Annotated in this window: 26 protein-coding genes; 15 read left to right on the top strand and 11 right to left on the bottom strand. The window is 52.1% G+C overall.

Annotation, left to right across the window (positions count from 1 at the left end):
- Positions 1 to 13: 13 nt before the first annotated feature.
- The 4 genes from KJB30_RS11715 to KJB30_RS11700 all read left to right on the top strand — a co-directional run bounded on the left by KJB30_RS11715 (position 14) and on the right by KJB30_RS11700 (position 5,243).
- On the top strand, positions 14 to 2,689 hold the full coding sequence (locus KJB30_RS11715) for a UPF0182 family membrane protein (RefSeq protein WP_214299445.1): 2,676 nt from the start codon (positions 14 to 16) through the stop codon (positions 2,687 to 2,689).
- A gap of 30 nt (positions 2,690 to 2,719) precedes the next feature.
- Positions 2,720 to 3,307: a TMEM165/GDT1 family protein gene (locus tag KJB30_RS11710; protein WP_214299443.1), complete on the top strand. Its 588-nt coding sequence runs from the start codon at positions 2,720 to 2,722 to the stop codon at positions 3,305 to 3,307.
- A 13-nt stretch (positions 3,308 to 3,320) separates the two neighbouring features.
- On the top strand, positions 3,321 to 4,250 hold the full coding sequence (locus tag KJB30_RS11705) for a TerC family protein (protein ID WP_214299441.1): 930 nt from the start codon (positions 3,321 to 3,323) through the stop codon (positions 4,248 to 4,250).
- 66 nt (positions 4,251 to 4,316) lie between these two features.
- Entirely contained in the window at positions 4,317 to 5,243 is a 927-nt protein-coding gene (locus tag KJB30_RS11700) for a cation diffusion facilitator family transporter (RefSeq protein ID WP_214299433.1), read from the top strand.
- A gap of 30 nt (positions 5,244 to 5,273) precedes the next feature.
- Here KJB30_RS11700 and KJB30_RS11695 read toward each other — a convergent pair whose 3' ends face one another.
- Both KJB30_RS11695 and KJB30_RS11690 read right to left on the bottom strand, forming a co-directional pair.
- Positions 5,274 to 5,711 (bottom strand): hypothetical protein, encoded by a 438-nt coding sequence (locus KJB30_RS11695; protein WP_214299431.1) that lies wholly within the window; start codon positions 5,709 to 5,711, stop codon positions 5,274 to 5,276.
- A gap of 19 nt (positions 5,712 to 5,730) precedes the next feature.
- Positions 5,731 to 6,456, bottom strand: coding sequence for a BON domain-containing protein (locus KJB30_RS11690; protein ID WP_214299429.1), 726 nt, complete (start codon positions 6,454 to 6,456; stop codon positions 5,731 to 5,733).
- Between the two features lie 178 nt (positions 6,457 to 6,634).
- Here KJB30_RS11690 and amrS point away from each other — a divergent pair, with 178 nt between their 5' ends.
- The 4 genes from amrS (at position 6,635) to KJB30_RS11670 (ending at position 11,081) form a co-directional block, all read left to right on the top strand.
- Positions 6,635 to 7,645 (top strand): AmmeMemoRadiSam system radical SAM enzyme, encoded by a 1,011-nt coding sequence (gene amrS / locus KJB30_RS11685; protein ID WP_214299427.1) that lies wholly within the window; start codon positions 6,635 to 6,637, stop codon positions 7,643 to 7,645.
- Between the two features lie 740 nt (positions 7,646 to 8,385).
- Positions 8,386 to 9,633: an NAD(P)/FAD-dependent oxidoreductase gene (locus KJB30_RS11680; protein ID WP_214299426.1), complete on the top strand. Its 1,248-nt coding sequence runs from the start codon at positions 8,386 to 8,388 to the stop codon at positions 9,631 to 9,633.
- A 491-nt stretch (positions 9,634 to 10,124) separates the two neighbouring features.
- Positions 10,125 to 10,697 (top strand): hypothetical protein, encoded by a 573-nt coding sequence (locus KJB30_RS11675; protein ID WP_214299424.1) that lies wholly within the window; start codon positions 10,125 to 10,127, stop codon positions 10,695 to 10,697.
- Positions 10,698 to 10,805: 108 nt separating this feature from the next.
- The gene (locus tag KJB30_RS11670; RefSeq protein ID WP_214299416.1) at positions 10,806 to 11,081 is read left to right on the top strand and encodes a hypothetical protein; all 276 of its coding nucleotides are present in this window, start codon (positions 10,806 to 10,808) and stop codon (positions 11,079 to 11,081) included.
- A gap of 144 nt (positions 11,082 to 11,225) precedes the next feature.
- On the opposite strand, the gene KJB30_RS11665 is transcribed toward KJB30_RS11670, so the two are convergent.
- Positions 11,226 to 11,837, bottom strand: coding sequence for an acyl carrier protein phosphodiesterase (locus KJB30_RS11665; RefSeq protein WP_214299414.1), 612 nt, complete (start codon positions 11,835 to 11,837; stop codon positions 11,226 to 11,228).
- A complete protein-coding gene (locus KJB30_RS11660; protein ID WP_246545652.1) occupies positions 11,834 to 12,445 on the bottom strand; it encodes a DNA-3-methyladenine glycosylase in 612 nt (203 codons plus the stop codon). Before KJB30_RS11660 ends, KJB30_RS11665 begins: the two co-directional genes overlap by 4 nt.
- 180 nt (positions 12,446 to 12,625) lie before the next feature.
- On the opposite strand from KJB30_RS11660, the gene KJB30_RS11655 reads away from it, so the two are divergent.
- Together KJB30_RS11655 and KJB30_RS11650 are read left to right on the top strand one after the other, a co-directional pair.
- Positions 12,626 to 12,913, top strand: coding sequence for a DUF1540 domain-containing protein (locus KJB30_RS11655; protein WP_214299412.1), 288 nt, complete (start codon positions 12,626 to 12,628; stop codon positions 12,911 to 12,913).
- Positions 12,914 to 13,016: 103 nt separating this feature from the next.
- The gene (locus KJB30_RS11650; protein ID WP_214299410.1) at positions 13,017 to 13,388 is read left to right on the top strand and encodes a rhodanese-like domain-containing protein; all 372 of its coding nucleotides are present in this window, start codon (positions 13,017 to 13,019) and stop codon (positions 13,386 to 13,388) included.
- Between the two features lie 96 nt (positions 13,389 to 13,484).
- Here the strand turns inward: KJB30_RS11650 and KJB30_RS11645 are convergent, their stop codons facing one another.
- A complete protein-coding gene (locus tag KJB30_RS11645) occupies positions 13,485 to 18,002 on the bottom strand; it encodes a glutamate synthase-related protein (protein ID WP_214299408.1) in 4,518 nt (1,505 codons plus the stop codon).
- Positions 18,003 to 18,342: 340 nt separating this feature from the next.
- Between KJB30_RS11645 and KJB30_RS11640 the strand changes: the two genes are divergently transcribed.
- The 4 genes from KJB30_RS11640 to KJB30_RS11625 all read left to right on the top strand — a co-directional run bounded on the left by KJB30_RS11640 (position 18,343) and on the right by KJB30_RS11625 (position 21,565).
- Complete coding sequence (locus tag KJB30_RS11640) at positions 18,343 to 18,756, top strand: hypothetical protein (protein WP_214299406.1); 414 nt, start codon at positions 18,343 to 18,345, stop codon at positions 18,754 to 18,756.
- 116 nt (positions 18,757 to 18,872) lie between these two features.
- A complete protein-coding gene (locus KJB30_RS11635; protein ID WP_367618973.1) occupies positions 18,873 to 19,790 on the top strand; it encodes a L,D-transpeptidase family protein in 918 nt (305 codons plus the stop codon).
- Positions 19,787 to 20,110, top strand: coding sequence for a c-type cytochrome (locus KJB30_RS11630; RefSeq protein ID WP_214299402.1), 324 nt, complete (start codon positions 19,787 to 19,789; stop codon positions 20,108 to 20,110). The genes KJB30_RS11635 and KJB30_RS11630 overlap by 4 nt, the downstream gene beginning before the upstream one ends.
- Positions 20,111 to 20,131: 21 nt before the next feature.
- Positions 20,132 to 21,565, top strand: a complete 1,434-nt coding sequence (locus KJB30_RS11625) for an OmpA family protein (protein WP_214299400.1) — start codon at positions 20,132 to 20,134, stop codon at positions 21,563 to 21,565.
- Positions 21,566 to 21,656: 91 nt separating this feature from the next.
- On the opposite strand, the gene KJB30_RS11620 is transcribed toward KJB30_RS11625, so the two are convergent.
- The 6 genes from KJB30_RS11620 to KJB30_RS11595 form a co-directional block, all read right to left on the bottom strand.
- Positions 21,657 to 21,866, bottom strand: a complete 210-nt coding sequence (locus tag KJB30_RS11620) for a hypothetical protein (protein ID WP_214299398.1) — start codon at positions 21,864 to 21,866, stop codon at positions 21,657 to 21,659.
- 32 nt (positions 21,867 to 21,898) lie between these two features.
- Positions 21,899 to 22,369, bottom strand: coding sequence for a bacterioferritin (gene bfr, locus KJB30_RS11615; protein WP_214299390.1), 471 nt, complete (start codon positions 22,367 to 22,369; stop codon positions 21,899 to 21,901).
- Between the two features lie 46 nt (positions 22,370 to 22,415).
- Positions 22,416 to 23,822: a dihydrolipoamide acetyltransferase family protein gene (locus tag KJB30_RS11610; protein WP_214299388.1), complete on the bottom strand. Its 1,407-nt coding sequence runs from the start codon at positions 23,820 to 23,822 to the stop codon at positions 22,416 to 22,418.
- Between the two features lie 49 nt (positions 23,823 to 23,871).
- Complete coding sequence (locus KJB30_RS11605) at positions 23,872 to 24,864, bottom strand: alpha-ketoacid dehydrogenase subunit beta (protein ID WP_214299386.1); 993 nt, start codon at positions 24,862 to 24,864, stop codon at positions 23,872 to 23,874.
- A 93-nt stretch (positions 24,865 to 24,957) separates the two neighbouring features.
- On the bottom strand, positions 24,958 to 25,935 hold the full coding sequence (gene pdhA / locus KJB30_RS11600; RefSeq protein ID WP_214299384.1) for a pyruvate dehydrogenase (acetyl-transferring) E1 component subunit alpha: 978 nt from the start codon (positions 25,933 to 25,935) through the stop codon (positions 24,958 to 24,960).
- Positions 25,936 to 25,986: 51 nt separating this feature from the next.
- The gene (locus tag KJB30_RS11595; RefSeq protein ID WP_214299383.1) at positions 25,987 to 26,181 is read right to left on the bottom strand and encodes a ferredoxin; all 195 of its coding nucleotides are present in this window, start codon (positions 26,179 to 26,181) and stop codon (positions 25,987 to 25,989) included.
- A 301-nt stretch (positions 26,182 to 26,482) separates the two neighbouring features.
- Between KJB30_RS11595 and KJB30_RS11590 the strand changes: the two genes are divergently transcribed.
- The gene (locus tag KJB30_RS11590; RefSeq protein WP_214299382.1) at positions 26,483 to 26,968 is read left to right on the top strand and encodes a ferritin-like domain-containing protein; all 486 of its coding nucleotides are present in this window, start codon (positions 26,483 to 26,485) and stop codon (positions 26,966 to 26,968) included.
- Positions 26,969 to 26,994 lie beyond the last annotated feature (26 nt).

Below are 26,994 nucleotides of genomic sequence, written 5' to 3'. Positions count from 1 at the left end.
GCGAGAGGTCATCATGGTCAGAAAAAACCGGTTCATTCTTATTCTTGTTGCCGCAGCAATCATCATCCCCTTTGCCTCCTCCCTGGTGAAGCTCCTGACAGACTGGCTGTTTTTTTCAGAGATCGGCAACACCGAAGTATTTACAACCTCTCTGACAGCACAAACCGGGAGCGCGCTGCTGTTTGGCATTTTTATGTTCGCCTTTGTGCTGGGCAACCTGAAGGTAGCCAACAGGGTGCAAATTCCCCACGCCAGTGAGTTTATCATTGGTGGCTCTTATCGCTTCAACCGGGCAGATGCCGAGCGCCTGGTAAGGCCGCTTACAGTCGCATCTGCTGCTGTACTGGCCCTGATTGCCGGACAGTGGGGAGCGGCGCGCTGGGAGAACGCCCTTTTGTTCGCCAACAGATTGACCATGGGAACAAATGATCCGGTTCTTGGCAAGGACCTTGGTTTCTATTTTTTCAGCCTGCCATTCCTGGAGTTGCTCAAGGGTTTTGCCGGCTTCATGCTGACCGCCACCATAGTCCTGATCATTGCAGTCTATTTTGTTCGTGGCGCGATTTTACTGACTCCACGAGGCGTTAATGTCGACGAGGCCGCCAGAAAACATTTCGCTATTCTTGTGGGACTCATCTCCCTGCTTCTGGCTTCAGGTTATTACCTGGAAAGTTTCGGCCTGCTGCTTGATGGTCGCAACACATTTCATGGAGCAGGATACGCCGATGTTCACGCCCGTCTGCTCACCCTCAAGGTCCTCGTGTTTTTGACTCCCCTGGCAGGCATCATCGTGGCAACCGGTTTTTGGAAAGGCGCCTGGCGGATGGCTGTGACTCCTGTCATCATCGTTGTCGCCATCCATGGGGTCGGTATGCGCGTCTATCCCCTGCTGCTGCAGCAGTTCAAGGTGGCACCTAACGAACTGGCCCTGGAAACACCCTACATCGAGAATAACATCAGATTCACCCGCCTCGGTTATGATTTGGACAAGATCGAGACTATTCCTTTTGATGTGGACCAGAAGCTCTCTACAGTGGATATTGCCAACAATGATGCCACCATCAAGAACATCCGTCTCTGGGATCACGCCCCGCTACTCAAGACATACAGCCAGCTGCAGCAGATCAGGACCTACTACAAGTTTTACGACGTGGACAATGACCGCTACATGGTAAACGGCAGTTACAGCCAAGTCATGCTTTCTCCCCGAGAACTTTCCTATGCGGATCTGCCAAGCAGGAACTGGATTAATGAACGGCTTATTTTCACCCACGGCAACGGCATCACCTTTGGCCCGGTCAGCCGGATCAGTAAAGAAGGATTGCCCGAATTTTTCGTCAAAGATATTCCAGCAGTCAGTCTTGCCGACATCAAGGTAACCAGACCGGAGATTTACTATGGCGAGCTCTCCAACGATTATGTAATTGTCAAAACCAAAATCCCTGAATTCAGCTATCCCACAGCCACAGGCAACATCAACACCACCTATGCCGGCACAGGTGGTGTGCCCATGGATTCCCTCTGGAAAAAAATCCTTTTCGCGGCAAGATTCAAATCCGAAAAAATCCTGCTTTCCTCGGATATCACCGCCCAAAGTCGCATCATCTATAATCGCACCATCCGTGAAAGGCTAAAGGCGGCTGCTCCCTTTCTCCGTTTTGACAATGACCCCTACATGGTTGTACGGAAGGATGGCAAGTTAGTCTGGATGGTGGATGCCTATACCGCATCGGATCGTCTCCCTTATTCCACGCCGCTCAAGGGCGGCGTCAACTATATGCGCAATTCGGTAAAGGCTGTGGTGGATGCCTATGACGGTTCGGTGAGTTTCTACATCAGCGATCCCAATGATATCTTGATCAAGACCTACGCCAGGATATTTCCAAAGCTGTTTAAACCTCTATCAGCGATGCCTGATGATCTGCGCAGCCATGTCCGCTACTCACACCAGTTTCTCCAGATTCAGGCTGCGATGTTCACCGCATATCACATGACAGACCCCAAAACCTTTTATAACAAGGAGAATCTCTGGCAAGTCCCTGTGCTGAATGAGAAAACGATGGAGCCGTATTACACGGTCATGAAATTGCCCGGCGAAAAAGTGGAGGAATACATTCTGCTGCTCCCCTTTACCCCATCCAAAAGGGACAACCTGGCCGCATGGCTGACCGCACGCTGCGATGGCACCAATTACGGCAAAATCAGGGCATATACGTTTCCACGGGACCGACTGGTCTATGGCCCGAAACAGATCGATGCCCGTATCAATCAGGATTCTTTTATTTCACAGCAGCTTACACTCTGGAGCCAGCGTGGCTCGGAGGTTATCCGGGGCAGCATGCTGGTAATACCGATCGAGAAATCCCTGCTCTACGTGCAGCCGCTCTTTCTGGCAGCAGCAGACAAGGGTGGCTTGCCTGAACTAAAGCGTGTTATTGTCGCGTTCGGAGATGAGGTTGTCATGGAAGAGAACCTCGAACTGGCCCTGCAGCGTCTCTTCAGCGGCAAAAAAGTAGCAAGAGCCGCCGCCACGCCGGTGGTTGGCAGTACTGTCTCACCTGCAACTCTGGCCAAAGAAGCCATGGGCATTTATGAAAAAGCAATGACTCTGCAGCGTCAGGGGGATTGGGCCGGATACGGCGAGGAGCTGCGCAAGCTGGAAAACGTGCTGAAGCGCATGGCACAGTAGTTTTATTCTATTAAGGAGCACTGTTGCGTAATGAATTCCACCATTTTTCTCAGCACCTTTGGCCTGATCTTTCTGGCCGAACTGGGCGATAAGACCCAGTTGACAGCCATGGCACTTGCCCTGCGCTATCCCTGGAAAAAAATCTTTGTGGGGATAGCGGCAGCCTTTGTCGTGCTGAATCTGGCAGCCGTGCTGGTGGGCAAGGTGCTGTTTCTGCTGCTGCCGATCTTCTGGGTTACCTTAGTTTCGGGACTGCTTTTTCTTTATTTCGGCTACAGCACCCTTAGGCATGCCTGTGATGGCGACGATGACGAAAACCGTCCTCCCACTGCCTCTTCCGCGGCACGCACGGCCTTCATCATGATTTTCATGGCCGAACTGGGGGACAAGACCCAGCTGGTGACCGCCAGCCAGGCGGCCCAGCATTCTGCCAGTCTGACGCAGCTGACCATGGTCTTCAGCGCCTCGACCCTCGCGTTATGGACCGTTTCACTGTTGGGGATTTTCGCCGGCAAACAGCTTGTAAAATACATCCCACTCTGCTGGATACACCGGAGTGCCGGCATCATGTTCCTGACCTTCGGTGTGCTCACGCTTTGGAAACTAAAAGGAATGTAAAGATGGAGAAGAGATGACGGATAGAGCATTCATGTGGATGGCATTCAACATCCTCATACTGATCATGCTGTTCATAGACCTGGGCCTGAACAGGAAAAGCCATGAGGTTTCCTACAAGGAGGCGCTCACCTGGACCGGAATATGGATAAGTCTTGCCATGCTTTTCAATGGCGGGATCTATTACTACATGGGCAAGACCAAAGCCCTGGAATTCTTTACCGGCTATGTTATCGAAAAATCACTTTCCGTTGACAACCTGTTTGTCTTCATCATGATTTTCTCTTACTTCAGTATCTCCAAAAAGAATCAACCCCAGATTCTTAAATGGGGCATCATCGGTGCCCTTGTCATGCGGGCCATCTTTATTTTTGTGGGAATTGAACTCTTGAATGCCTTCCACTGGATGATCTACATCTTCGGCGGCATTCTTATCTTTACCGGGATAAAAATGGCTTTTGGCGGGGAAGACAAAGTAGAACCGGAAAAGAACCTGCTCGTGCAGCTGGTACGAAAATTCATACCCATCACCAAAAGGAACAGCGGCGATCGCTTCTTTATCAGCAGGTGTGGCAAGCGCGCCGCTACACCGCTTTTCCTGACTCTGGTGATGGTTGAATCAAGTGATGTCATTTTTGCTCTCGACTCCATCCCGGCTGTCTTTGCCGTCACCCGGGACCCCTTCATCGTCTATACCTCCAACGTTTTTACGATAATGGGTCTCAGGGCACTCTACTTCCTGCTGGCAAATGTTATGGGAATGTTCGCGTACCTGAAGATAGGCATCTCATTCATCCTCGCCTTTGTAGGAGTGAAAATGCTGCTGGCCGAAACCAGGTTCGAGATCCCGGTTCATTTTTCACTTGGCGTCATCTTCGGTGTTCTGACAATTTCCATTATCAGCTCGATCCTGATCGGAAACAGACATAAAACCCGGGTCCATTGAAATTCACAGAAGCAGTTGTAACCGCCATTTTGATTTCCATACTGCATCTATGATAGAATTTTTTCTATGGACGCACATACTCCTGATAAGAGCATCACCAAACGGCTTCTCTTTGCGATCCTGCTGACAACGGTAACGTTGATCGCCGAAATCGTCGGCGGCATCTGGACCAACTCATTGGCATTGCTGTCAGATGCGGCCCATGTGTTTCTCGACCTGTTCGCCCTGTTACTCTCATTGGGAGCGATTCGCCTGTCTGCCCTGCCCGCCTCCGAAACCCGGACCTATGGATTTCACCGGGCAGAGGTCTTCGCTTCACTCATCAACGGCGTTACCATCTTTCTGATAGCTGCCGGGATTCTCTACGAGGCATGGGGACGCCTCATGCAGCCGGAAAAGGTCAACAGCCTGCCCATGTTGGTTATCGCCACCATCGGCCTGATCATGAACCTGCTGTCCGCATCAGCCCTGCATGAACATTCCCATGACGACCTCAATGTGCATAGTGCATTTCTGCATGTAATCGGCGATGCAGCCGCTTCCCTTGGGGTCATCGTCGGCGGTGTGATCATGTACTATTCCAACTGGTTCATCCTGGATGCGATTATTTCCATCGGAATCGGCTGCGTGGTTTTCTATGGTGCCGGAAGGGTACTGCGAGAATCGACACATATCCTGCTGGAGGGTGTTCCGCGAGGGATGCATGTAACCGATGTTGCCAACACCATCAGGAAAATCGAAGGAGTAAGCGACCTCCATCACCTCAACATCTGGTCCATCTGCTCACACATTGTAGCACTATCCGCCCATATCGACGTGAAGCCGGAATTCAAGACACGCCAGGCAAAACTGCTTCACAACATCGAACACGTACTGCAGGAGAAATACCATATCACCCACACCACATTGCAGGTGGAATGCACCCACTGCATAGCGGGTCCCATAATCAAAGGATTCAGCCACCGCTCCCGGCACTCGCATTGTGGGCACTAAAAAGCCCGGCTTCTTTTCTGCAGCAAAACATTATTCCAGGGCAGGCACCTCAAAACTGCTCATCCAGCGAATACCCATATCACTATCCTCAATCCCCTTGTAGCGGTAAAGAAACCTGAGCCTGTCCCCTGACTGCGGCTGCACCGGCAAAGTGATATCAAAGTATGAAATATCATCCTGTGGCAGCCGGGATGGAATGAAGAAAAATACCTTATCGGCTTTCTCTTTTCCCTGACTGTCCAGAAGGGCTAGATTAAGCTCCAGGTCCTCCATCAAAAAGTAGCGGTTATTACGGGCATATCCGTTCACAATAATTCCTGTCGAAGTGACAGCCTTTTCCCATCCGAAGGTTGCGTCAAACGCCTGGTGAGCGGAGGGATAGGCCTGTGGCTGTTTTGCCTCATATCTGCCCGTGGCGCACCCAGTTATCATTGCTGCCAAAAGGCAAACTAGCAGTAACCTCTTCATCGTGATCTCTCCATTTATCCTACTCGCTTACCATCAGCAAATTGGTCACTTGGTCCACACGAAAAACGTACCATGCATCTGATTCGGCAAATTTCTTCTCCAGCTGATTCCTGACAACCCCTTCCAAAGTTACATTAAACCCGCTGCTTCTGACCCGTATCTGGCTGGCATTGACAAACGGATCTTTTTCCAGAACCAGACATACCGCATCAACTACCTCATCATCACTATCCTCCTGCGGCGGTATAACCTCAAGCCCGTTGACAACATCCCTGCTTCCCGGCACCCACCATGCCATCACTCCAGCCACTCGCTTTGCGCTCAGGCTTGATACGGCACCATTTAACACCACTACCCCATCCTGAACCTCCACATCTATATTACCATCCATATCCTGATCCGCTTCGCGCACCACCTCGGCCTTGCCTTTCACTATCGCCCACACGGCACACGTGCCCAGATAATTTTCGGAGACAAGGGAATTGCAGACATGGTCGCGAATCTCACCATCCTGCATTGGGCTGGCCGGAACCAGACGGAGACGATCCACGATCCGGTCTACGCCTGATATGGCACCCGCCACTTCAAGAGCTCGTTTTTTGGCCATGATATTTTCCACATTTCCTTCAAGCGTGAGTACGCCCGAGGCGAAGTCGAGCTGTAGAGGAAATTCATGGAGATTGACATACGGGTCCTGTTCCAGCACTGCTGCTACTGTGGTAACGACCTGTTCTTCTATTTTCATACAACCTCCTCCATGGGGGATCATGTTTACCATAAGCTTACTAAAGAAGCGGTACATTACAAGGTTCTCCAGGGACCGGCAAAGCTAGTCCCCGCCCCCAAAAACCAGGTAATACGGAAGTTTGACCGCTATGACCCGGCTGTTATACTATGAGGAATCCATACCAGAGGGAGAGATCATGAAGGAAGCCCTGTTTTATGAAAAGATGGAGGAAAATCGGGTTCGATGCGGCCTGTGCCGTTTCCGTTGTGTGATCAGGGATGGCGCCCGCGGCATCTGTGCCGTCCGCGAAAACCGGGAAGGCATCCTCTACAGCCTCGTGTATGGCAAAGTCTGCGCCGAGCATATCGATCCCATCGAGAAAAAACCGCTTTTCCACTTCATGCCGGGCAGTACCTCCTACTCCATTGCAACGGTTGGATGCAATTTCCATTGCCACCATTGCCAGAACTACACAATCTCGCAGGTCGCACCATCCGCACCGGTACAGGGACCGGAGCAGACGCCGCACCAGATTGTGCAGAAGGCACTCGGGGGCGGGTGTGCGTCTATCTCCTACACCTATACCGAACCCACCATATTCTTCGAATTTGCCTGTGATACAGCCCGTCTGGCCCGGGAGGCAGGCCTGCGCAACATATTTGTAACCAACGGCTACATCTGCAGAGAACCGCTGGAAGCAATTGCCCCTTTTCTGGATGCTGCCAACATCGATTTAAAAGCTTTTTCCGAAGAGTTCTACCGCGATAACGTCCATGCCCGCCTGTCAGAAGTGCTCGATTCAATTATCGAGTACCGCAGACAAGGAATCTGGATCGAGATCACCACCCTGCTCATCCCTGGGATGAATGATTCCGATGAAGAGCTGAAAGCACTTGCCTCGTTTATTGTCAGCAACCTGGGAGCTGATACTCCCTGGCATGTGAGCCAGTTCCATCCAACCTACAAATTGACAGATATCCGCAGCACACCGGTGGAAACACTTCGGCGCGCCCGGGACATCGGCCGGACTGCGGGGTTGCATTATGTCTATGAAGGTAATATACCGGGCAAAGGCGGAGAGAATACTACCTGTCCCACCTGCTCAAGCCTATTGATAGGACGTTTCGGATTTCTAATCGATAGAAACAGGATTCGTAACGGCACCTGCCCAGATTGTGGGGCGGCTATTGCTGGAGTAGGCATGTAACTTAGCAGGTTGTTAAAAAACAGCCATCTCGCCGCCATCCTCGAAAGCCACCTTGTGCGGCGTAGCGCTGCTGCCCTCACCCAATCCCTCTCCCACAGGGAGAGGACAAGGCATGCTCTCCCCCAGCGGGGGAGAGATAGAGAGGGGGCTGCCTCCGCAGGACTTTCTCCGGAGACGAGGATCTGACTATTTTTGAACAACCTGAGTTTTTCAACAGCCTCTTTTTAGAAGTTCAATTAATAAAAAAAGCCCCGGAAATATTTTTTCCGGGGCTTTTTATTTCACACTGGATAATGCATCGCTGCCTGCATTCAAGGACTTGCTGTACATCCCTTTTCCGGATCCGATCACTTATCATGATCAGAACTTTAAATGCCTTGAACAACACGAAACACTACCCAGTGCTAAGCTCTGAAATCACGCATTTCGTTTTTGTGGAGCTGCCCTTTATTTCTAACTTCTTCCAAGAAAATGCTTAAGGCTTCCTTCTCCAGCTGAAGGCTTGCTCACCGCATCTGTACCCGGAAAATAATGTTTTTGGATAATCGGCAGAGACCGTTTGCGACACGTATAATTCCAGAGCAATTTGTGAAAGAGCATTGTTGTAATGTAAGTCTAACCTCCGCCTGCTGCCTGTCAAGAACAGAAAAAATTAAAATTGGTTTTTTGGGGATCCTTGTGCTTAGTACCTTGCTGTGTGATACTTTTTAAATAGTATCCAGAGAAACGGAGCACACGCAATGAAGCGAGTAGTGATTGTAGGAATGGGATTCGGCGGACTTCGAGCTGCCCGGACACTGGCCGGAAAAGGGTTGGATGTCATGCTGCTCGACCGCCAGAACTACCACCTGTTCCAGCCGCTCTTGTACCAGGTTGCCACAGCGGCTCTGGAGCAAGAGTCAATCGCCTATCCCATCAGAGCAATGACTCGGCACTGGGAAGGGGTTAGTTTCAGAATGGCCGAAGTGATCGGAGCTGATTTTGAAAAAAAACAGCTCTTCACCAGGGAAGGACAGATTGACTTTGATTACCTCATTGTCGCGGCCGGAAGTGTCACCAACTTCTTCGGGCAGGCCACCATTGAGCAACATGCCTATGATTTGAAAAAGCTGGGCCATGCTGTAGAGCTGCGCAACCGGATTCTCACCCTGTTTGAGAAGGCTTCACGAGAAAAGGATCCGGCCCGGAGGCGGGCCTGCCTGACGTTCATCATTGTTGGGGGGGGACCGACCGGGGTGGAGTTCGCCGGGTCGCTACAGGAACTGATCCGCTACGTTCTGACCAAGGATTACCCCGAACTCAGCATCGGCGAAACCAGGATCATACTGGTAGAAGCTACTGACCGCCTGCTGGCTCCCTTCCCCGAGAATCTGCGGCGCTATACCCTGGAAAGACTGCGACGGATGGGAGTTGAGGTTCTTTTAAATACGAGGGTAAACGGAGCAGATGGAAAAGAGGTTTTTATTGCCGATGGAACCATCATCCCTGCCTGCACGCTCTTCTGGTCAGCCGGCGTGGCTGCCGCTCCACTGGCTGCCGCATTCGACATACCCAAAGCGGCCAACGGACGCATACCTGTGCAACCGGACCTGACCCTGGCGGGTCATCCTGATGTCTTCATTGTGGGTGACATGGCCTATCTGGAGCAGGATGGCGCCCCCTTGCCCATGGTTGCTCCGGTTGCCATGCAGCAGGGAGAATATGCCGGCAGGGCCATACTCGCAAAACGTCTCGACAGGCCCGTGCCCCCTTTCCGCTACAGGGACAAGGGATCCATGGCAACCATCGGCCGCAGTTCTGCTGTGGCCATGGCCTTTGGCCGCACCTTCTCGGGCTTCGCAGCCTGGTTTGTCTGGCTTGCCCTGCACCTCATGTACCTGGTCGGCTTCCGCAACCGGATATTGGTTCTGCTCAACTGGGCCTTCTACTATTTCTTCCATGAGCGCCAGGTTCGGCTGATCACCGAGGAGCAGGGTAAAACGAAATAGCGGCCGGTCCCAGCAAAGGTGAGTTCTGCCGAATTTCACTGCGCAATTGCACCTGTGCTCATAACCCCTCGAAAATCCTCACGCAATCCCGTATGGTTCCGCACCTATCGTAGTCCTTTTATGAATTTTAATTTGCAGACCATCATAGTTTGCGTATAGTTCCACAATTAAATTGGCAAGCAGGGGTAACCATTAAAACAAGGCTCATTTCCCGGTATTCGTCCGTTTTGAGGAAATTGAACTTCGCGAGCACTGCGAAGCATGTGAGCGAGATGGGATGCACAATTAAAAGTTTGGTTTGTGCAATACAGATTGATTCGCGGAACTCTACTCGAATCGAGAATTACCACACCATAGCAGCAGTGACAAATGCGTCTCATATAGGCGTCGCAACAGGGTTTTATATAAGGAACAAAAGTCTTATATAGGTAACAAATTACCTATATATAGGGAAACCGTAGATTAACAAGTTAGATGAAACGGAAACAGAAATGAACCAGATCAAAACCATATTCCTCCGATATTTCACAGGATTTTTCGTTGTAATGCTGATTCTTGTCTCTATCGGACAGTACGGAGACCAACGGAAATTGGATTTGAAGTTTTCGCTTCCATTTTCTCTGTCACTTGCGTTTTTGGGCGGGGCAATCGCTGCATTATTCATAGGTGTGTTCAGAAAACTGGAATCTGAACCGCCAAGAGTTCAGCCCTCTGAGTATCTTACAATTGATGAAAGCGTTCTAAAAAAAGGCTTAACAAAAGCCAGCAAAAAACGATTTCTCCTATTTGCGATGTTTGGCATGTGGCTTCCTTATGGCCTGCTTATAATGGTTTCGAGCCTGCCCGAGTTTTTCCTTTTTGGGTACATGGGTGCCTTGGCTATTGTTGCCTTTAATTTGCAGTTCACAAAGTGCCCCAGATGCGGGCACTACCTTTTCTTCAGAGGAGCAAAAAGCGGAGGAGTTGGAGATACGGGGAGTGAAAAACTGAACTTAATTTTTGGTGGCGGATACCATAACGCTCTGAGCAATAAATGTCTCAATTGTGGTGTCAGTATCAAATAAATGGAAAGCATCTAACACGCGGCGGCAGACGGTCTTCGCTACCGCTCCGCCGCTGCGCCAAAACGACGTTGAACTAACAAGCATCGATAAGAATGGAACCAATGACTCATGTCTAAAAAAATACTAAGCGGAATTATTTTAATAGCCTTTGGTTACATTTTTATCAAAATTCAAACAACTGGAAATCCAACAAACCTGTTTGACAAGATTCTTGGTAGTCTAATTCCAACAATGGTTATCACTGCGGGCATTATTAGTAACAGGTCCAAATATAGAGATTTTTATCTAATTGATTATATTGTGCTGGTAGTTGTATCTGTCATTTGGGTGTTAGGAACTCTTCTGGCTGTAGATAAAATGTTTGGATTAAGCTTTATGCGGTGATTACAAGTTCAACCTGCGCTCAGACCGTGACCGGGCGATAAGGCCGCCCGACAGGTCAAGCGCTTAACCGTTAAACCGAATGAACTACGAAAGATACATGAAGCACGCCCGAGTACAATGCAGTAGCTATCGGTCATTTCCCCCTCAGACGGAACAAAGCGACTCATCGTGACATGAACAAGTCTGCCGGAAATTCTTTGCAAATTCCCGCACCAGCGGCAGAAACTCCCGGAAATCATTCCTAAGCTCCGCATAATTCCTTACGAGTTCACACTCCGCACCAGCCAGAGGGTTAGCACGCCGAACTCGACGGGCCATGCGCTCCAAGACCCTCCCGATCCCTTCCACTTCTCCATAGGAAGGCAGCCATTCTTCGAACATCATCGGCAATACACCCTGCATCCGTTCTGGAAGCAATCGATAACGTACTTCCACCACGCGGCGCACCTCCTGAAGGTAGGCCGGGAGCGGCATTTCCGAGTAAAGCAGCCAATCTCTGGCCAGAAAGTGATCATAAAACAAGTCCACCAGCACTCCCCGCCACAGCCCGAAGCGAGAATCGATACGATTCCGACTGCGGCGAAACAGTTCCTGATCCTGGGCGAATGAATCAATGTGACGATGGAGCGTCATACCTGCCCGCAATCCCTCTGGATACTCCTCACTGATTCTGCCCTTGACGAAATCACCCATCAGATTTCCGGTCAAAATGTCAGGATCATCGCCGGAAAGGTAGAGGTGGAACAGGAAATTCATTGGATAACCCCTGATGGCTTCCGAAGTGTTTTACCGCCTGAGACAAATGGATTGTCACGAATGTAAAAGCGGAGCAGTTCGTCTGCCCACGAACCGGCGTAAGCCACACCCACGCGTGGCCCAGCGACAATTGACACCGGTTCGGCGTCAGGCAGTGCGCCCAGAAAAAAATTATCACTTTCAAGGTCATGGCCATTCAGTTTTCTGTCGATACCCATGGCCTTGCACAGCAGACCAGGCCCGCGGGTGTGGCTGGATACATGCGCCACCGGTTCCAGAGCGCGCAACAGCACTGCAGCAGCATGTCCTTCCGGCTCGGTAACAACATTCATGCAACAGTGCATTCCATATATCAGATACACGTATGCATATCCGGGTGGCCCGAACATGATTTCCGTCCTTCCCGTTCGTCCGCGGGATGAATGGGAGGCAAGGTCATGTTCCCCCAGATAGGCCTCCACCTCAACGATCCTGGCAACCTGTTCAACATCATCAGACCTGTGCACCAGATATTTTCCCAGAAGTTCTTTTGCAACCATCACCGTATCCCGCGCGTAAAAGGAACGCGGTAATTTCTGCATATGACACCAGTTTTCCATTAAATCCATAGCACTCCCAAGACTTTGCTATACTGTCTTACCGGTCCCCGATCTCCAGTCCCTGGTCCCTGCCCCCTCATTTGACCTCCCTGGCATGTGCGATACACTTTGGAAATGAAGCTGCTGGAATCAAATGACCTGCAAATGTGAAGGGGCAGATACATACGACACTCACACAAGGAGAATACTATGGAGATGACCCGAATCAACTCATGCGAAGTCACCGACTGCGCATATAACAAGCATAAATCCTGTCACACCCTGGCCATTACCGTTGGAGGTCCGATGGAAGGACCCCATTGCGACACCTTTTTCACCACCTCCATGGAAGGGGGGATTCCGGACACCCGAGGCGGAGTCGGAGCCTGTAAGATGGCCAACTGCGCACACAACGAAGCCCTTGAGTGCAGGGCAGATTCAATAACCGTTGGCTGGCAGCAGAAAAATCCGGACTGCAAGACATTTCAGAGGAAATGATAAAGCAAATACCCTTTTCCTAAAAAACCACAAGAAGCTGCCCCTTCTTGTTTTTACGTTGAGAATATCTGTTGAATCAATGACTCAAGCGAGGGAGGTTTCCATGATTGACACCTTTGAGGTGAGCGTTGAAGAACTGAAACAACACATTGAAAAGAGGGAAGATTTTTTCTTCATCAACCTGCACCACCATCATCACCGGGACTGGTCCCTGATGAAGGCCAGGGGAGCCCTTGTTGTCGACGACGATGAGGTAGGAAAGCATCTTGAGGAAATCCCCCGAAACCGTCCTGTGATCGTATACGCCACATGTACAGGGGACGAAGCCGCCTTCAAGGTAGCCCACGAACTGCAGAATCATGGCTGGACAGATGTTCATCCCCTGACAGGGGGATTTGCGGCCTATGTGGGGGCCGGTCTGCCGGTGGAACCGAGCAAAGAAACGACTCAGGCACGAAAAACCATGCTGCTGTAAAGGCAGGTTGAGACTAAGGTTAAAGTTAAGTATTGAGGTTAAGGTGAAATGCTTCTCCTGCTTCTCCTGCTTCTCCTCAACCTCAACACTGTTTCCTTACTCCGTACTGGCCGGCATCAGCGCCGTCTTTTCGGGTACAATTTTCACAAAGCAGTCCCGGCTGCGGGCCATGACGTTTGCCACCCAGTCAGCCTCCTCTTCCTGATGGGAATGGAGCAGTTCACGGTGATATTTTCCCAGCAGCAGTTCGAGCTGACTGATATCTTCCTCCTCCACGTTGCGGATCTCCACACCGGCCCCAGCGGCAATCCGCCGTCGCAGTGCTTCCCGATCAAAGCCCATTGGCGCGTCCAGATAACAGTATACCGTCCCTCCCGTCATGCCGGAACAGAGCCACGGTCCCGGATCTCCCAGTACAACCACTCTGCCGGCGGTCATATACTCGCAGGCGAATCCTTTCAGATTGGCCCTCCCCGCGATATTGCCCAGACTGTCATCAAGAGGAGTCCGGATGCGCCCCCCCAGTACTACATCCGCTCCGGAAAGGCGGATACAGGCCCGGCTGTCCGCGTCCCCCTGGATAATGAAGGTACCTCCCTGGGCGCCATAGGCCAGTCCTTTCCCTACTGCTCCGCCGACCCTGGCTCCATTGCGATTCTCACCCTTCAGTACAACGATTTTGCCCCCCTGGGTCGATTTACCAACTCCATCCTGAGCTCCCCCCTCAACCCGTATGGCGATGCGCGGGATGGTAAAGGCCCCAAGACCATTACCGGGAATCGAATCGCGACGGAAGTAAAGCAGCGCTTCGCAACCGGAGGTAAAGCTGTTGTCCTGCCATCCCCGGACCATTGACCCGGCCAGATGAGTACCAATGGCCCGATCTGAACTGGTAGCATTGTCGTCGTCATAGCGCACACGCTCTTCTCCGGAAGCAAACGACTTGGAAACAAGATCAGAGATCAACGAAGTAAGGTAGTTGAGGGGTTTGCGGATTATGCGTACTTCGCTCTCCACTGGGCTGGCGGTGGTATGTGCCGGCTTCAGAAGGTCGGCCAGGTCCAGTCGATCCAGGCCGCGGGCCTGCACCAGCAGGTCGGCGTGACCGACAAGGTCCTGACTGCGTCTGAAACCGAGCTTGGCGGTCAGAATCCTGATCTCACGTGCCATGCCTCTGAAAAATGTGGTCTCATAAATGACGCCATTCTCCAGCACACGGGGGATGAAGCGTTTTAAGCCTTTCTGTTCAGCCTCTTCCGCAGTTTCAATCTGGGTGGCGATACCCACATGGCAGGTCCCAAGATGGCAGCCGCGACAGGTGGTACAACCGATGATGACCATGGGCAAGGTACCGAATCCGACCCGGTTGGCCCCCAGAAGCATCAGCTTGACCACATCCCGTCCGGTGCGCGCACCGCCATCGGCCCAGATCTCCACCCGCTCGCGCATCCCCGCCGCCACCAGGGCGCGATGCGCCTCGGCAACTCCGATATCAGCAGGCAAACCAACAAATTTAATGGCATGCTTCCTGGCAGCACCAGTGCCGCCGTCATAGCCGCTGATGGTAATGATATCAGCTCCCGCTTTGGCAATGCCCAGGGCAATGGTGGCAATGCCGGCCACTGCCGGCACTTTGACCGAGATGCGGGCCGTGGGATTGGCAGTGCGCAGCTCTTCGATAATCTGCGCCAGATCCTCGATGGAATAGATATCATGGTTGTTTGAGGGGGAGATCAGCGAAACCCCCGGGGTGGCATGTCTGGCTGCCGCAATCTTGGCGGTCACCTTGAAACCGGGCAGATGTCCCCCTTCCCCCGGCTTTGCCCCCTGTCCTACCTTGATCTCCAGGAAATCTGCAGAGTTAAGATACTCCATGGTTACACCGAAACGGCCTGAAGCGATCTGCTGGCCCCGGTTCGAGCGATATTTGCCGAGCATGTCGGCTATTTCGCCCCCTTCGCCGTTCATGCAGACGATGTTCAACCGCCGGGCGGCTTCGGCATAAATACGAAAAGGGGTCTCCCCCTGTGAACCGAAGCTCATGGCGGAGAATAGAATCGGCAGGTCATGGTTTCCAATAGTGGTGTCTACCTCTTCAGGGTCCACACTCAACTCATCCTGGTAACGCAGATCAATCAGATGGCGGATCGAGGTGGGATGTTCTCCCTCCAGTTGCTGGATCAGTCGGGAAAGTTCCGCATAACTCTCCTCCATTTTAGCCACCTGGCCCACCATTTTCCAGATACGAGGATACAGGCGGAACTGCACCGGTACAGGCTGCTTGTCGTTGCTGCGGGCCACAGCAGTACGGCTTCTGTTTTCAACCTCCAGACGTTCCAGGGTGAGGCCCCCCTTGCCGGAGCCGCAAAAGTTGGGAGTCTCAAAAATACCTGCCAGATGGCTGCACAGGCCGATGGATGCGAAATATTTGCCGTAGCCCCCTATCTCGTGTGTACCCATGGTGGAGATCACCTTCTCCAGCCCTTTGGCCAGCACGCCGTAGAGGTTATCCACTCCGTTTTGGTGAGCAGTCGCCTGTTCCCACATCAGGTAGGGACAGAGGGCATCCGCTCCCATGCCGAGAGCGAAAATCAGGTCATGCAGGTTACGAAGAGCGCCGGAACGTACCACGATCGAGGCATTGCGCCGCAGGCTGAGCCCGCCCTTGGCAGTAATCTTTTTAAGTGCCTTGTGCAGCACCGCAACCACCAGAAAAGGATCGAGGAAGCTCTGCCCAGGTGCAAAAGCTCTGCTGTCATCCAATAACAGGATGCGCACACCCCCCTGTACCGCCTCGATTGCCTCATCGGACAACCTCCGCAACGCATCGTGCAGGGATTCATTTCGGCCCATGGCGCAGGAAAGAATGCGGCTGCGTCCCCGACCAGCCTGGATCAGCAGAGCCTCAAGAGTGGTTATGCCATGACGACGTGCAATTTCGGTTTGCTCTTCCCCCGCTGCTGTACGGAATCCACCCAGCAGCAACGGCACGGCAAGTTCAACAGCCGGCTGAGGAGTTCCGGTCAGAGCTGGACGTGGCCCAAGATACACCCGGGTGGAAAAATGCTCCGCTTCCCGTTCCCGGTCAATGGCCGGGTTGGTCACAACCGCCACCTGTTCCTTGAAGTAGTCGGACAGGTTCTGGCGCGACAGCGAGAGCGCGGCCAGCGGGCCGTCGTATCCCAGCGAAGCAATCGGGTCCTGTCCCTTTGAAGCCATCTCCCGCAGGTTCTGCACGTCGGTCGATTTCCAGGCAAGAGCTGCCAGCAGATTATCCTGCACCAGCTTGCCGGTATTTCCCCACGACATGGCGGGGGCAATCGGAAGGTCGGCGCCCTTGACCAAAGCCTTTGCCTGACGTGCGATACGAGTCCTTTTACGGAAGAGGCTGATAACCTCGTGGCGCAATTCGTGATGCTGCAGCAGCTGCGGGGATCTGCCCTCGAAAAGACGGACGCCCATCTTTTCACCTGGGGCCAACGGCCGGGGATCTCCCATGATTTCTTCGTGGGGCACTACTCCCAATTCTGATGACGCGAAGATCTCCTTGGCTGTTTCCCCCACCCACAAGGGACGCAGTCCCATGGCGTCAACACTGAACACACAGCGTTCGCCGTAGCGGGCAATGATGGCGGCCGGTCCCTGGGCGCTGGCGGTCAAATACCGGCGAAACCAGGTGTACATGTCACGCTGTTCCGGCTCCATCCGGTCCATCACACTGAAGATGGGAGGAAAGACCATTTCCATGGCCTCGAAGAGAGTCAACCCACTGTCGCAAATCAAACCTTCAAGGGTACGGTTTAAGTCCTGGGAGTCGCTTCCTCCCAGCGGCAGGCCGATGCCCAGCATGGCTGCCTCCTCCCTCAGACGGGCGATTGTGTTGATTTCTCCATTGTGCCCCAGTAGTGAAAAAGGCTGGGCACGCAAAACAGTGGGGAGTGTGTTGGTGGAGTAGCGACTGTGGCCGATAGTCACGCCGGAAAGAAAATCGCGACGCTTAAGCTCGGGATAATAACGAGGCAGTATTTCCGGTGCTCCGTGCACCTTGTAAGCAGCCACACTTGTTGACAGGGAGGCAACATGGATTGGAAATTCATCCTCCAGAGCCGCCTGCAGCCTGAACAGTACACAGGGAGCAAGAGGCGGGTCAGGGCATAATAGTCCCATCTGCCACAGAAGCGGTTCTCCCTGATGGGCACGTGTGGTCAGCACCTCGCTGCGCACCGATGCCGGCCGCTCCACAAGGATTTCAACTCCTGCATCCCGGATACGCTGCATTATCGATTCCTGCATTTCGGGATGGCGCGCCAGGTCGTGACGGTCGATCATCAGGTGGGCCACGGCAAAACCGGGTGCCGTGGCTAGTTCCGGATTCCGTCCCACTGCATGCAGCATCTCCGACCAGATCAGGCGCGGGATATCGGTAAGAATGCCACATCCGTCCCCTTCGCCATTAATCTCACCTGCCCGGTGTCCCATCTTAACCAGTGCATCGATGGTGCGCTGCACATTTCCATGGGAGGGACGGCCAAGTTTATTGATATAGCAGATGATGGCACAGGCATCTCTTTCCTGCGGGATCAGGCCTGAAGGATCGGGATCTATTGTTTTCATGGGGGCTCCGGTAGCGGATTGGATATTTTCTAAATGCAGCAGAGATGGTGAGTGTAATCCGATTAGAGTAGAGGCGTCAATGGGCTACGGGAAAACGCATTACCGAAAGGGCACGTAAAAAAGCAGCTACGTAAAAAATTTGTCATTAAAGAAAAAATTTATTTTTACAGTATAATAACCACAGCATGTTTGTTCAGCAGCTGTAGCCCGGGCAATTTTTCAAATATCCCCAGAGCAATAAGCAATAAGCACCAGAAAGCGATGAAGTTACGCCAGAGTAACGGGAGCCGGTGAGCTCACGTTCCGGTACTTCAAATAATGAGGCCAGGAGGTAATAATTATGATGCGTATGAAAATGCCGTTGATGCTGGTGGGACTGGCACTTGTTTCAGGCTGTGCTACAAAAGGGTATGTCAGCACACAGACCGACCCCATAGTGGAGCGACTGAGTACACTCGAGCAGAAGATGTCAACTCTCGATGCACGCGTTCCGGCTCTGGATTCGCGGGTAACGGTACTGGACTCGAGAGTGCCGGCGATGGAATCGAAATTAACAACCCTTGATACCAGAATGACGACCATGGAGAACAAACCAGCACCCCGTGCAGAACTGTCGCCAGCCGACCAAACCGCCATCCGTGAGGCCCGGGATATGGCAAAAGCCGCGCTGGATAAGGCCAACAGCGCCGAAGCAGCAGCTCAGGACGCGCTCAAGCGAAGCGACAAAATGTTCAATCTGCATCAGAAGAAGTAGATCAGACAACGGAGGTCAGATGTCGGACCATTGCCCGACGTTTGACGCCTGACGTCTGGGGTCTTTCTCCCCCCTCTATCATGCACCGAGGCCTATTAATCCTCATATGTCTGCTCGTGGCATGCTGCCCGGGTGCAGGCAGTGCATCAGAGTATCATTCACAGGCTTTTGGCTTTGATGATGCAGTGCTGCGCTATGCCGTCAAGCCGAATGAATCGCTGCCTGAAATAGCCCGCAGATTCGGTCTGGGCTACAACTCCATCATGAATGCCAATCCTGATGTCGATCCGTATATCCCCCCCACCGGCACACTGCTTACCATCCCCGCAGCCTGGATCGTGCCCGACACAACCGGATTTCAAGGGGGCATACTGATTAACTTGCCGGAACTCCGCCTTTACTTCTTCCCGTCCAATATGAGCGGTTCAGTCATTTCTTTCCCGATTGGAATCGGAGACCTTGGTAAAGACACACCTGTAGGTACCTTCACTATCATCGAGAAGAAAACCGAACCTACCTGGTATGTGCCGGATTCTGTCCGCCGTGAGAAACCCTATCTTCCACGGGTTGTGCCGCCAGGTCCCGACAATCCACTCGGCAGCCATGCCCTGCGGCTCTCTCTGCGCACCATTCTCATTCATGGCACCGATAAACCCTGGGGAATAGGCAGAAGATCGAGTTTTGGCTGCGTGAGGCTCTACCCGGAAGACATTCGACAGCTCTACAACCTGGTGCAGACCGGAACCAGGGTCACCATCGTCAGCCAGGCTGTCAAAGTTGCTGTTACCGCAGATGGAAATGTCTTTGTGGAAGTCCACCGCTACGACGACAGGAATTATCTGCACGATGCGGTCAGACTGCTTGGTGAGCACGACCTGCTTGAAAAAATCGATCTCTTCAAATTATTTGGTGCATTGCAGGAAAAAAGGGGCATGCCGGTTGATATAACAGCAGGAAATGACCTGCCTGCCACCCCCATCAGACATGCCGCTTCTTCTAAAACCGGATCTGCGGCGGAAAGGAAAATACCATGAACTCTCGTTCCATATTTTTAATCGTATTTACGCTGCTGTTCTCTGCCCTTCATGCCGAGGCAGATGCCAAAGGCAGGTTGAGCGGCGAAAAAGAGTTTGAGAAACATTGCGCCTCGTGCCATCCGGATGGAGCAAATACAATCAATCAGAACAAACCGCTGAAGAAGGAGAGCCTTAAAAAAAACGGCATCACCAACTGGCAGGGAATCGTGGCTGTCATGCGTCAACCAGGTCCGGGTATGATTAAGTTTGATCAACAGACCATACCTGACAAAGAAGCTCGTGCCATCGCGGAATATGTGCTGAAAACATTCAAGTAGTACCAAAACAGGAGGTAACTTATGAAACACTTTGCACGGTACCTGTTGTACACCGCCATGTCTTTAGTCGTGGCGATGGCTGTTCAAGCCGAGGCGGCCAATCGGGAGGGGCAATTTTCAGTCTCCCCGGTTATCGGCGGAATCACCTTCGATGGTCCGCAACACCTGGCTACCAGGCCATTCTTTGGTATCAGGGGAGGATACAATTTTACCGACCACCTCGGAGTGGAAGCACTCCTGGATTATGCTCGAATCGATGCCACCAGGGGTGGAGGTGAGGCAAATTTCTTTCGCTATGGTGGTGAGCTGCTTTATCATTTCATGCCAGAAAAAAGACTGGTCCCTTATGTGGCGGCAGGATATGGCGGACTCAATTTCGATGAATCCAGGGGATCCATGTTCAAAACCACTAAAGGAGTTTTCGATTATGGTCTTGGCTTGAAATATTTTGTAACCGATTCCATCGCTTTGCGTGGCGATGTACGTCATCTTGTTTACAAGGTCGGCGACACCCGCAACGCTGTGGAATATTCCCTGGGTCTCTATATTCCATTCGGAGGTTCACCGGCAGCGGCAGCAGCGGTGCAACCAGCTCCAATAGTTGCTGAACCTGCCCCTGCACAAGCAGAGCCACAGGCTCAACCCCCGGCTCCCGAAGCAGGGCAACAGACTCAACTTCAGGAGCCTCCACTGGAACCGGTGCCGGCCAGCGAACCACAGCCGGGAAGATATAAGTACTGTATCGGCCTGAATATTGAGTTTGATATCGATAAAAGTAAGATACGGCCAGAGTTTCACGATGAAATTGCCCGGGTTGGAAATTTCATGAAAACCTACGATACGACTACAGCCGTTATTGAAGGGCACAGTGACAGCGTGGGCACTCCGGAACACAACGCTAAACTGTCCTTGGCCCGCGCGGAAAGTGTGAAGCAATATCTGGTTACCACATTCGGCATAGACCCAGCCCGGCTGACCGCTAAAGGGTACGGTCCCTGGCGCCCGGTGGCTGATAATACCACCGAGGCAGGTAAACAGAAAAACAGACACATTGATGCAATCATTGACTGCGCCTTTGATGTCAAGGAAATCAAGCCACCCGATACGCTTTGCATGCAGCTCAATATGGAGTTCGACAGCAACAGCACCGAAATCAGACCGCAATATTATCCAGAAATTGCAAGCGTCGGGGAATACATGAAAAAATATCCCACGGTCACCGCCCTGGTTGAAGGGCATACCGACAACGTCGGCGGAAAAGAAGCTAATCTGAAAATATCACGCCAGAGAGCCCAGCACGTGGTGGACTACCTGGTAAATACACTGGGGATCGATCGCTCCCGTCTGACGGCAGTCGGATATGGAGAAAGTCGCCGAGTGGCCTACAACTCGACCCCCGAAGGGCGCCAGAAAAACAGGAGAATTACTGTCATAATGGATTGCGTTGTCAGATAGTTGCCGAGCGCAGGAATTGTAATTTGCGAAGGGCAAAAAACGGGCGCTATGCCATCGGCATAGCGCCCGTTTTCATCTTATAAACCTCTGTTCAATGCAGTTTTTGATAATCTCCGCGTACATGGGGAAACACATCATGGCCGACCTCATGGTCGAGCGCCATGATCTTGCCGCACGAAACACAAAGATACTTGTCTCCACTTGTAGCGTAGTCGCTTCGTTTGCACTCGTCGCACCAGACTCTGATGTGGCATTCTCCACCAGGCTTTGCTGTCATGACATCGATTTTAGGATCGCTCATAACCATTGCCTCCCTTTGCTTCCAGACCGACCTTACTCGCGAATCTGGGCAGCTAGATAGTTCTGGATGCCCATTTGACCGATCTCGTCAAGTTGGGCTTCAATCTCGTCGATATGTTCCTCTTCATCCTTAAGCAATGAATTCAACAAATCACGAGTTCCATTGTCCCCCACTTCCACCGCCAATCGGATGGTTTCATTGTAGCCACGTATGATGGTTTCTTCTGAGATATGATCATTATGATGCATCTTCTCAACCTCTGCCCCAATGCGAATGTTGTTGAGATTACTCACAATGGGTCTGCCCTCCAGGAACAGAATCCGCTCGATAAGTTTTTCCGCATGCACCATCTCCTTGAAGGCGCGTTTTTCAATCTGCTTGTGCAGGCGTTCATAACCCCAGTTTTCGCACATCTCGGAATGCACCATATATTGGTTGATGCAGGTCAGTTCTTCTGCCAGGCGGGTATTCAACTGTTCGATTACCTGTTCGTTTCCTTTCATACCATCTCCTTTATGAGGTCCTAGTTGATGCTGCATTCTGCAGCCTCTACAACAGGAGCTGCACCGGGTTTTCCAGTATTCTCTTCAACTCCTTGAGGAATGTCGCTGCCTCAACCCCATCCAGAACCCGATGGTCGGCTGACAATGTTGCTTTCATGTAACGCTCGACTGTCGGTACTCCCTTGCCCCCCTTCACTACGTCACAAACGGTGCCTGTTGCAAGAATTGCCACTTGAGGAGGAAGGATGATTGCCGTGAACAGAGTGATATCGTACATCCCCAGATTCGATATGGAAAAGGTTCCCCCACTTATTTCAGATTCGGTGACTGTACCGCCACGTACCCGCTCCAGAAGTTTCCTGGTACTGCCGGAGATTTCCAGGAGCGAGAGAGCCTGACACCCCTTGACAACCGGCACCAGCAGGCCGTCCGGCACCTTGGCCATGATACCGATGTTGATTTCTTTATTGTATATGATGCCCTTGTCATTAAAGACGGAATTGACTTTGGGAAACTTGAGCAGGGCCAAAGCGGCAGCCTTGATGATCATGTCTGTAAGCGAAACCCGGACGCCATTGATCTTTAATTCCCTGCGGGTCTGTTCGGCCCGGTCCATGCGAATATCCTGAACCACCGAAAAATGGGGAATGGAGCGCCAGGATTCACTAACCGTTTTGGCAATGGCAGCCTGCATGCGGTTGAAAGCATGACTCTCCCCTTCCCTGTGCACCTGCGCATCACGAGGCCTTACCGCCTCTTTTCTCTCTTCCGGTGCTGCCTCTTCCGCCTCCTTCCTGCCTGATGCTTTCGGCATTCCGGCATACTTTTCCAGGTCATCAAGCAGAACGCGCCCCCCCGGGCCGCTACCATTTACAGCAGCGAGATCAATACCTAGTTCATGGGCGCGTCTTCGTACTACTGGTGCACTCTTTTCTCCGGAAGCGGCCTTATCCGATTCAGTGGTTCTTGCTTCCACCTGCTGTTCCGGGGCACTACCCATCTTGCCTGTTTCTTCGTGCAGATCGGTTTCAGGGCCCGGTGCAGGAAGACGAAACTCTGCAGTCTGTTGATTTTCGTCCGGAAGCACAGCTTCTTCGGCAGGAGCTGGCGGCTCGTGTTCCACATGCGCTGGAGGCTTGGCCTCGGAAGTTGTCACTCTGACTTCAGCAGGCGCTGCCGGCTTGGTTTCAACCGGTGCCGATGTTTTCGTTGCCTGTTCAGCTTCACCGATTACCCCGATCACCGCACCTACGGCAATCGTTTCTCCGGCTCTCACACGCTGTTCCACCAATATACCGGATGTAAATGCCTCAAGTTCCATGGTCGCCTTGTCAGTCTCTACTTCGGCAATAATGTCACCTTTGGAAACCTGATCGCCCACTGACTTTTTCCACTCCCCAAGCACCCCCTCGGTCATGGTATCCGATAACTTCGGCATGGTGATTTCAGTCATGAAGCCTTCTCCTCTGTCCGGCGATTTTCATTGTTAACTCAAGGTGGACTCACCCTTGGGATGCGCCGGACAGCACACTCCGCACCGCCTGAATGATTGAAGACACCTGAGGGATGCAGAGTTTTTCAAGCTTGCGAGAGTAAGGCATCGGTACATCAAGCCCTGAAACACGGGCCACCGGTACAAGCAGCGTTTCAAAGCAGGCATTATGGATACGCCAGGCGATGTCCCCCCCCAGTCCCGCTGAATGCCAGCACTCTTCCACCACTACTGCTCTGCCGGTCTTGCGGGCAGATGAAATAAACGTTTCTGTATCCAGCGGCGTCAGCGTTCGCAGATCGACCACCTCGCAGGAAATACTTTCCCGTTCCAGCTCTATGGCTGCCTCTAGCGCAAGAGCCGTCATTCGGGAATAGGCTACTATGGTCACATCACTCCCGGCTCGTATCACATTGGCCTTGCCAAAGGGGATCAGGAATTCCGGGTCTTCCGGCACCTCTCCCTTGCTGTTGTAGAGCAGTTCATGTTCAAGAAACATGACCGGATTGTTGTCCCGGATAGCTGTTTTGAGAAGTCCTTTTGCATCGGCCGGGGTAGTCGGCATTGCCACATACATCCCGGGGCAGTGCATGAAAAAAGTCTCCAGGCTTTGGGAATGCTGCGCTGCCAGTTGGCTGCCGCCCCCCCCTGGCGCACGTATCACCATCGGAAGAAAAGTCTGTCCGCCGAACATGTAGCGGATCTTGGACATGTGATTCACGATCTGATCCATGGCGAGCAGTGCGAAATTGACGGTCATCAGCTCGGCAACCGGGCGCAATCCTCCCATTGCCGCGCCAATGGCAACACCGATAATGGTGTTTTCCGAAATAGGAGTATCCTTGACCCTCTCCTCTCCAAATTCAGCCAATAGCCCACGGGTTACCTTGAAGGAACCTTCGTAAAGCGCAACATCCTCTCCCCAGGTTACCACCGAGGAATCACGCCGCATCTCTTCCTTGAGAGCAAGGTTGATGGCATCGCGATAGGTCATCTCCGGCATACCACCTCCAAAGGCAGTCGCAAAGTCACGGAGTCTCTTAGCCACTCAGTGTCAACCCAAAGGTTCAGACTCAGAGACCCACGGGACTGCCTCTTAAACATACACATCCTCATACACTTCATCATCCTCCGGCCAGGGAGATTCCTCCGCAAAACGGACCGCTTCTGATACCTCCTCGCTGCACTCCTTTCTAATCTCAGCCAATTCGCTTTCAGTAACAATTACTTCTTCAATCAATCGCTTGGCAAAGGATGGAATGGGATCCCTGGCCTTCCACATCTCATGCTCGGCGGCACTGCGATATTTGGCGGGATCCGACATGGAATGCCCCCTGAAACGATAGGTCACAGCCTCCACAAAATAGGGGCGCTGCTCTTCGCGCACCTTGTCCGCGGCATGTCTGATCGCCCGCAGAACTGCAATCACATCCATGCCGTCCACCTTTTCCGATGGTATATCGTAACCGCAGGTGCGCTTGTGGATGCTGGCCAAGGCTGAAGAACGGTGCATCTCGGTTCCAATGCCGTAGAAATTGTTTTCGCAAATAAACAAAACCGGAAGTTCCCAGAGTCGCGCCCAATTAAGGGATTCGTGAAAGGTGCCCTGATTGACGGCACCATCTCCGAAAAAGCATGCTGTAATACGGTTTTCACCACGCTGAACGGCACTGAGTGCCAGACCAACCGCTATGGGAAGTTGTCCCCCCACTATAGCGTAGCCACCCATGAAGCTGAGCTCCGGATCGAAGAGATGCATCGACCCCCCCTTGCCCTTGCACATGCCGGTGGCTTTGCCAAACAATTCAGCCATGACTCTGCGAGGCTCCGCCCCGCGGACGATTGCCTGGGCATGTTCACGATAGGCTGAGAGAATATAATCATCTCGCCCCAATGCCGCGGTGGCACCTACCGCCACAGCCTCCTGACCAGTGTACAAATGCAGAAATCCGGTTATATTGCCCTTCGTATACTGCTCGGCGCAGGCATCCTCAAATTCCCTGGACAACACCATCTGCCGGTAGAGCCTGATCAGCTCTTTATCGGCCAGGACAGCACGCAGTCGTACCTCCATCGTTTTTCACCCCGCTTGAATTGGGCTGACGCACTCCTGACACAATGAAAATCAATCTTTCCAGTGAATGCACAGTACCGGGCAGGCATCAATTGCCTCACTCTGGATCTCCTGTTCGCTGGCTCCCTCTGGATCGTAACATTCAGCCTTGCCGTTATCGGCAAACTGGAAAACATCCGGTAAATTGTTGATACATAGACCGCAGCTGATGCATGCATCCTCATCTACCCATGGTTTGCGTGCCATTTGGTTCTCCTTTTGATTCAGGCTTCTTGAATTATCGACCGTCGATGTTTTTCCAACAATAACGCCGAAACATTAAATACTTAAAAGCGTGATTTTCCAGATCGAACGCTCAACGCTGGTGCATCCTGTTCAGTTTTATGTAACATACAATTGTACTTTGGCAAGCCGGAGGGGATCGAGCTGGAGCAACAGTCAAGCGGCATCAGGAGATTGACAAAAGGTGCTTTGAAGGTAAATTTAATCTAAATATTTCTATAATAAGGCCCACTGGCAGGGGCTGGACCGCAGGAGAGAAAAAACAATGAATATTCTGGATTTTGCGCTGAAAATGGAACTGGACGGCAAGGCGTATTATGAAAAGCTGGCTGTTGAAACAGACATACTCAGTCTGAGAACCATCTTCATTAACCTGGCTGCAGATGAGCAGAAACATTACGATATTATCAGCTCTTTCAAAGCAGGTACAACAACCGGAATGGCCGATTCTACTGTTCTGGAGGACGCAAAGAATGTATTTGAATGTTTGCGCCAGGACAATGAAACTCTGGGAGCATTGAAGAAATCACTGCATGGGTATGAGTATGCTAGGAAGATAGAAGCTGACAGCATCAAACTGTACGAAGAAATGGCGGATAAAGAAAGTGATACCGGGAAGGTGGCATTGCTACAAAAAATAGCCGCTGAAGAAAGGAAACATTACAACATCATGGACAACCTGGCTGATTTTACTCTGAAACCGGAATATTATCTGGAATGGCGTGAGTTCAGCAATCTGGAACAGCTCTAAGCACAACGTCACCCACATGCGCGGTG

This window comes from Pelotalea chapellei (genome assembly GCF_018531195.1).
In the GTDB taxonomy this organism is placed as follows: Bacteria; Desulfobacterota; Desulfuromonadia; order Geobacterales; family Pseudopelobacteraceae; genus Pelotalea; species Pelotalea chapellei.
The sequence above is the reverse complement of the archived record's forward strand: the minus strand, read 5'-3'. Positions and strand labels throughout refer to the sequence as shown.